The sequence below is a fragment of the Hydrogenophaga sp. A37 genome (assembly GCF_002001205.1).
Taxonomy (GTDB): Bacteria; Pseudomonadota; Gammaproteobacteria; order Burkholderiales; family Burkholderiaceae_C; genus Hydrogenophaga.
Window position 1 is genome coordinate 1 of record NZ_MUNZ01000100.1, and the last position, 5640, is coordinate 5640.

The following is a 5640-nucleotide window of genomic DNA, read 5'->3' on the forward strand; positions in this document are numbered from 1 at the left end:
CCCCACAGCACCCCCGCCATCTGCATGTCCAGAAACTTCGCGCACATCGCGGTCGAGTCGATCATCGGCTGCGCCTTCGTCCGGTCGCCGTTGGTGGTGATGAGCCACAGGCGCTTCTGGCTCATCTGCGCCTTGAACTCCAGCCCCGGCACGCGCAGCCAGGCGCTCCAGTGGTCGAGGTAGGCCTTGAGCGTGGCGGGGAAGCTGAACCAGTAGACCGGTGCGACGAAGACCAAGTCGGTGCAGGCCAGGGTCTGGTCCAGCAGGCCGCGCATCACGCTGCCGTCTTCGGGCATGGGGTAGCTGCCGACGGTGTGGCGCTGGTCGATGAACTCGGGGACGCCAGCGCGGGCCAGGTGCACCCAGGTCTGGGTGGTATCGGGTGGCAGGCTGGCCGCGGCCTGGCGGGCGAGCCATTCGGTGTTGCCGACGTGGCCGGGCTCGCGGGTGGAGGCGATGAGGAAGAGGACGTGGCGTGAGGACATGACCGGGCGGTGAAGTTGGGGTGCGTGCGCCATCTTAAGCAGCCCGCCGCACCCCGAACCAATGGCCGGTTCAACGCAGGATCTTCTCCATTGCCTTGCCCTTGGCGAGCTCGTCGATCAGCTTGTCGAGCCAGCGGATCTTCTGCATCAGCGGGTCCTCCACCGCCTCCACGCGCACGCCGCACACCACGCCCTTGATGAGCGCGGTGTTGGGGTGCAGGGCAGGTGCCTGGGCGAAGAAGGCATCGAAACTGGCGCCCGTGTCGATCTGCTGTTGCAGCTGCGCAGGGCTGTAGCCGGTCAGCCAGCAGATGACGCGGTCCACCTCATCCTTCGTCCGGTTCTTGCGTTGTGCCTTTTGCACATAGAGCGGGTACACGCTGGCGAACGGGGTGGTGAAGATGCGATGGGTGGCCATGGTGGCAAACGTTGCTCAGGCCATCGAGTGCAGACCCACCCGGTTGCCCTCGGTGTCGATGAAGTGGGCGAAGAAGCCGAAGCCGCTGCCGATGTCGGTCTTGGGCACCGCCACCGAGCCGCCTGCGCCTTCGACCCTCGCGAGCATGGGCGAAAGGTCGTCGCCGCCGTTGAGGTAGACCAGCGTGCCGCTCTTCGAAGGCGCGGTGCCGTCCCCTTGCACGATGGCGCCGCCCACCGTGTCCGGGCTCATGGAAAGGAAGCCCATGGTGGACGGCCCCATGGTCATGGTCTCGATGGGGCGGCCGAGCACGGTTTCGTAGAAGGCTTTGGCGCGGGCGAAGTCGGTGACGGGAATTTCAAACCAGCTGATGGCGTGTGTGGTCGTGGACACGGTGATCTCCTGTGGGTGAAAGGACGGTTACTGTGCCCCGCCATGCCCGGTCGGTCAACCCGCCCTCAACCCAACCGCCACCAGGCCAGCAGCCCGCGACGGGTCGCCGGGTGGGGTGGGGTTCATGTACCGGCCGCTTCCACGCCCGGCAGCGGCACAAGCCTGCCCGGCGGGTGGGGGTTGAGGTTCGTGGGCAGAGGTCTTCAATGACCCACTGCGGTGGCCAGGTCCAGCACGCGCTGCGCATCCACACCCTGCTCCAGCGCCACGCGGGGCGTCTTCCCGTCCAGTGCCGGGTGCGGGCTCTCCAGGAAGGCCAGCAGCTGCCAGCCATCGGTCGCACCCAGCGCCTGCGACAGCGGCTGAAGGTGCGGGAACACGAAGGGCTCAAACTGCCAGCGCGGCAGTTTGTAGCCGCGCCGCAAATGAGCCACGCCGATGCAGCGGCCGGCCTTGATCCAGGTGTTGATGGTCACGCGCGTGGCGCCCGCCAATTCGGCGGCTTCGTCGGTGGTGACCATGTCGGCGGCCTGGATGCGATCGTGCCGGTAAGCCGCGCCCGAGCGCAGCAGCGCGGTGGTTTGCGCTTCGCGGACGCTGGGGTCTGCGGGTGCGTGGGTGGTGCTCCGGCGCGGCGCTTTCACCGTGGATCCCAAAGGAATGGACAGTGTGTTCATGATCGGTCCCTGTTGAATTGTTGTGACGACCATTTTTGGTCAATACGATTGACTGGTCAATTTTTTAAAGCTCGTTTTCTCGCAGAAAACATGGTGTTACTCAACGACCCCGATCTCATCGTCGCCCGACCCGAAGGCCTCTACTGCCCGGCCGGCGACTTCTTCATCGACCCCTGGCGACCGGTGCAACGCGCCGTGATCACGCACGGCCATTCGGACCACGCGCGCTGGGGCCACGCGCACTACCTCGCGCACACGCACAGCGCGGGCACGCTGCACCAGCGGCTCGGGGCAGACATCCACCTCCAGACGCTGGACTACGGCGAGGTGATCGAGCACCACGGCGTGCGCCTCTCGCTGCACCCCGCCGGCCATGTGCTGGGCTCGGCGCAGGTGCGGCTGGAGCACGGTGGCCGCGTGTGGGTGGCCTCGGGCGACTACAAGACCGAGGCCGACGGCACCTGCGCGCCCTTCGAGCCGGTGCGCTGCGACACCTTCATCACCGAGAGCACCTTCGGCCTGCCCATCTACCGCTGGCCGACGCAGGCGGTGCTGTTCGACGACATCAACGCCTGGTGGCGGCGCAACGCCGACGAAGGCCGCGCCTCGGTGTTGCTGTGTTACGCCTTCGGCAAGGCGCAGCGGCTGCTGCATGGGGTGGACGCCAGCATCGGCCCCATCGTCGTGCACGGCGCGGTGGAGCCGCTGAACGCGGTGTACCGGGCGGCTGGCGTTGCGTTGCCGCCCACGCACAGCGTGACCGAGCTCGACCCGGCGGCGTTGCAGCGCGCGCTGGTGCTCGCCCCACCCTCGGCCCAGGACACGCCGTGGATGAAGCGCTTCGGCGCCGACGCGGTGGACGCCTTCGCCAGCGGCTGGATGCTGGTGCGCGGCACGCGTCGGCGGCGTGGCGTGGACCGGGGTTTCGTCATGTCGGACCACGCCGACTGGCCGGGCCTGATGAGCGCCATCACCGCGACCGGCGCGGAGCACATCCGCGTGACGCACGGCAGCGTGCCGGTGCTGGTGCGCTGGCTGAGCGAACAGGGGCTGGACGCGCAGGCCTTCGAGACCGAGTACGGCGCCGAAGACACGGCGGACAAGACCGTTGAACCCGCTCCCCCGGAGCCCGCGCCATGAAGCGTTTCGCCGCCCTCTACCGCGAGCTGGACGCGAGCACCGCCACACGCGAAAAGCAGGCCGCGTTGCAGCGCTACTTCAGCGAGGCGCCCGCGGCCGACGCGGCCTGGGCGGTGTATTTTCTGGCGGGCGGTAAGCCACGCCAGACCGTGCCCACGCGCACGCTGCGCGAGCTGGCCCAGGCGGCGGCGGGCCTGCCCGAGTGGCTGTTTGAAGAGAGCTACCAGACCGTGGGCGACCTGGCCGAAACCGTGTCGCTGCTGCTGCCGCCCGCCACCGCGCCGGTGGACCGCGGGCTGGCCGAGTGGCTGACCTTGCACCTGCTGCCCTTGCGCGGTCTGCCGCCTGACCAACTGGCCGCCCAGCTGCGCGCGCAGTGGGACGCGCTGCCCGACGACCAGCGCTTCGTCTACTTCAAGCTCATCACCGGCGGCTTCCGCGTGGGCGTGTCCAAGCTGCAGGTCACGCAGGCACTCGCGGCGGTGGCCGGCGTTGCACCTCAGCGCGTGGCGCAGCGGCTCATGGGCTACACGCACATCGGCGCCCTGCCCTCGGCCGCCGACTACGCGGCGCTGGTGGCGCCGGAGAGCCCCACCGAACAGAACCAGCAAACCAGCGGCCAGCCCTACCCCTTCTTCCTCGCGCACCCGTTCAACGAAGCGCCGGAGCGGTTTGATGAACTGCTGGGCCCGCCCGCCGACTGGCTGGTGGAGTGGAAGTGGGACGGCATCCGTGCACAACTCGTGAAGCGCGCGGGCCAGGTGTGGCTGTGGTCGCGCGGTGAAGAGCTGGTGACCGAGCGCTTCCCCGAGCTCGCTGCGCTGGGCGATGCGCTGCCCGAAGGCACGGTGCTCGACGGCGAGATCGTGGTCTGGCGTGACGAAAAGCCGCAGCCCTTCGCCGAGCTGCAGAAGCGCATCGGCCGCAAGACCCTCGGCCCCAAGATCCTGCGCGAGCTGCCGGTGGCGCTGCTGGCCTACGACCTGCTGGAGCACGAAGGCATGGACCTGCGCGAGCAACCGCTGCACACGCGCCGCGCGGCGCTGGACGCGCTGGTGCAAGACCTCAACCACCCGCTGCTGATCGCCAGCCCGGTGCTAACCGGCGACACCTGGGCACACCTCGCCACCCAACGCGAAGCAGCGCGCGAACGCGGCACCGAGGGCTTCATGCTCAAGCAGCGCAACAGCGGCTACGGCGTGGGCCGCACCAAGGCCGCCGGCACCTGGTGGAAGTGGAAGACCGACGCCATGAGCGTGGACGCGGTGCTGATCTACGCCCAGCGCGGCCACGGCCGCCGCGCCAGCGTGTACAGCGACTACACCTTCGCCGTGTGGAACGCGCCGCCGGGCACCGAAGGCCGCGCGCTGGTGCCGTTCGCCAAAGCCTACTCGGGCCTGTCGGACGCCGAAATGGCGCGGGTGGACGCCATCATTCGAGCGACCACCATCGAGAGCTTCGGCCCGGTGCGCAGCGTGCGCCCCACGCTGGTGTTCGAGCTCGGCTTCGAAGGCATTGGCCGCAGCCCGCGCCACAAGAGCGGCATCGCGGTGCGCTTTCCGCGCATGCTGCGCTGGCGCGAAGACAAGCCGGTGGACGAGGCCGACTCGCTGCAGACGCTGGCGGCGCTGCTGCCCGCCGGCGGGTGAGCAGCAAGCGGCCGCACGCCACGACGGCCTGCAAGCTTCCCGCCCACGCACCACAATGCAGACCTCCCCCACCCCCGAGCCGCTGCCATGACACTCACCGTCCACCACCTGAACAACTCCCGTTCGCAGCGCCTGCTGTGGCTGCTCGAAGAGCTGGAGCTGCCCTACGAGATCCGCTTCTACGAGCGCGACAAAAGCACCATGCTCGCGCCGCCTGAGCTCAAAAAAGTGCACCCGCTGGGCAAGTCGCCGGTGCTGGAAGACGGGGCCATCAAGCTGGTGGAGACCGGTGCCATCTGCGAGTACCTGGTCGAAAAAACCGGCCAGCTCGGCCCGGCCGACAGCGGTGTGGGCCAGCGCCGCTACCGGCAGTTTCTGCACTACGCCGAGGGCTCGGTCATGCCCATGCTGCTGCTCATCCTGGCCATGTCCAAGATCCCCCTGCTGGGCAGCATCGCGATCAAGAAGGTGCAGCCCATGCTGGACGTGCACCTCGACTACATCGAGCAGGAACTCGCCTCACGCCCCTGGTTTGCGGGCCAGCAGATGACCGCCGCCGACATCATGATGAGCTTCCCGCTCGAAGCCGCCGTCTCGCGCGGCGGCCTGGGCGCCTCGCGGCCCGCCACCATGGCCTGGCTGAAGAAGATCCATGCCCGCCCGGCCTACAAGCGCGCGCTGGAAAAAGGCGGCGCGTACGACTACGCGTGAACGGCCCAGGGCACGAACCCCACGCCACCGTCCACCTGACGATGACCCTGGTGCGCGGCAACCACGATCACCGCGCGGGCGACCCGCCGCCCGAGGCGCGCATCGAGGTGGTGGACGGGCCCTGGCTGCTCGGCCCCTTCGCCTGCTGCCCCCACCCACAAAAGCAC

Annotated in this window: 7 protein-coding genes and 1 pseudogene; 4 read left to right on the top strand and 4 right to left on the bottom strand. The window is 68.8% G+C overall.

The window, feature by feature from the left end; translation table 11 throughout:
- The 4 genes from B0E41_RS11005 to B0E41_RS11020 form a co-directional block, all read right to left on the bottom strand.
- The coding region (locus tag B0E41_RS11005; protein ID WP_077331201.1) for an NAD(P)H-dependent oxidoreductase at nucleotides 1–485 on the bottom strand (485 nt) is incomplete at its 3' end.
- 70 nt (nucleotides 486–555) lie between these two features.
- Nucleotides 556–903: a DUF2200 domain-containing protein gene (locus B0E41_RS11010; protein ID WP_077331202.1), complete on the bottom strand. Its 348-nt coding sequence runs from the start codon at nucleotides 901–903 to the stop codon at nucleotides 556–558.
- Nucleotides 904–918: 15 nt separating this feature from the next.
- Complete coding sequence (locus tag B0E41_RS11015) at nucleotides 919–1296, bottom strand: VOC family protein (RefSeq protein ID WP_077331203.1); 378 nt, start codon at nucleotides 1294–1296, stop codon at nucleotides 919–921.
- A gap of 203 nt (nucleotides 1297–1499) precedes the next feature.
- Nucleotides 1500–1973 carry a helix-turn-helix domain-containing protein gene (locus B0E41_RS11020; protein ID WP_077331204.1) on the bottom strand — a complete coding sequence of 158 codons (474 nt, stop codon included), beginning with the start codon at nucleotides 1971–1973 and terminating at the stop codon, nucleotides 1500–1502.
- A 90-nt stretch (nucleotides 1974–2063) separates the two neighbouring features.
- On the opposite strand from B0E41_RS11020, the gene B0E41_RS11025 reads away from it, so the two are divergent.
- The 4 genes and pseudogenes from B0E41_RS11025 to B0E41_RS27565 all read left to right on the top strand — a co-directional run.
- Nucleotides 2064–3113, top strand: coding sequence for a ligase-associated DNA damage response exonuclease (locus B0E41_RS11025; RefSeq protein WP_077331205.1), 1050 nt, complete (start codon nucleotides 2064–2066; stop codon nucleotides 3111–3113).
- A complete protein-coding gene (locus B0E41_RS11030) occupies nucleotides 3110–4762 on the top strand; it encodes an ATP-dependent DNA ligase (protein ID WP_077331206.1) in 1653 nt (550 codons plus the stop codon). The genes B0E41_RS11025 and B0E41_RS11030 overlap by 4 nt, the downstream gene beginning before the upstream one ends.
- A gap of 87 nt (nucleotides 4763–4849) precedes the next feature.
- Nucleotides 4850–5473: a glutathione S-transferase gene (locus tag B0E41_RS11035; protein ID WP_077331207.1), complete on the top strand. Its 624-nt coding sequence runs from the start codon at nucleotides 4850–4852 to the stop codon at nucleotides 5471–5473.
- Nucleotides 5474–5508: 35 nt separating this feature from the next.
- Nucleotides 5509–5640: pseudogene (locus B0E41_RS27565) on the top strand (DEAD/DEAH box helicase); the annotation flags it as partial.

Bases quoted from the DNA above. Each gene is read 5' to 3' on its own strand.
- B0E41_RS11035 (WP_077331207.1), top strand. From the start codon at position 4,850: ATGACACTCACCGTCCACCACCTGAACAACTCCCGTTCGCAGCGCCTG.
- B0E41_RS11010 (WP_077331202.1), bottom strand. From the start codon at position 903: ATGGCCACCCATCGCATCTTCACCACCCCGTTCGCCAGCGTGTACCCG.
- B0E41_RS11030 (WP_077331206.1), top strand. From the start codon at position 3,110: ATGAAGCGTTTCGCCGCCCTCTACCGCGAGCTGGACGCGAGCACCGCC.
- B0E41_RS11025 (WP_077331205.1), top strand. From the start codon at position 2,064: ATGGTGTTACTCAACGACCCCGATCTCATCGTCGCCCGACCCGAAGGC.
- B0E41_RS11020 (WP_077331204.1), bottom strand. From the start codon at position 1,973: ATGAACACACTGTCCATTCCTTTGGGATCCACGGTGAAAGCGCCGCGC.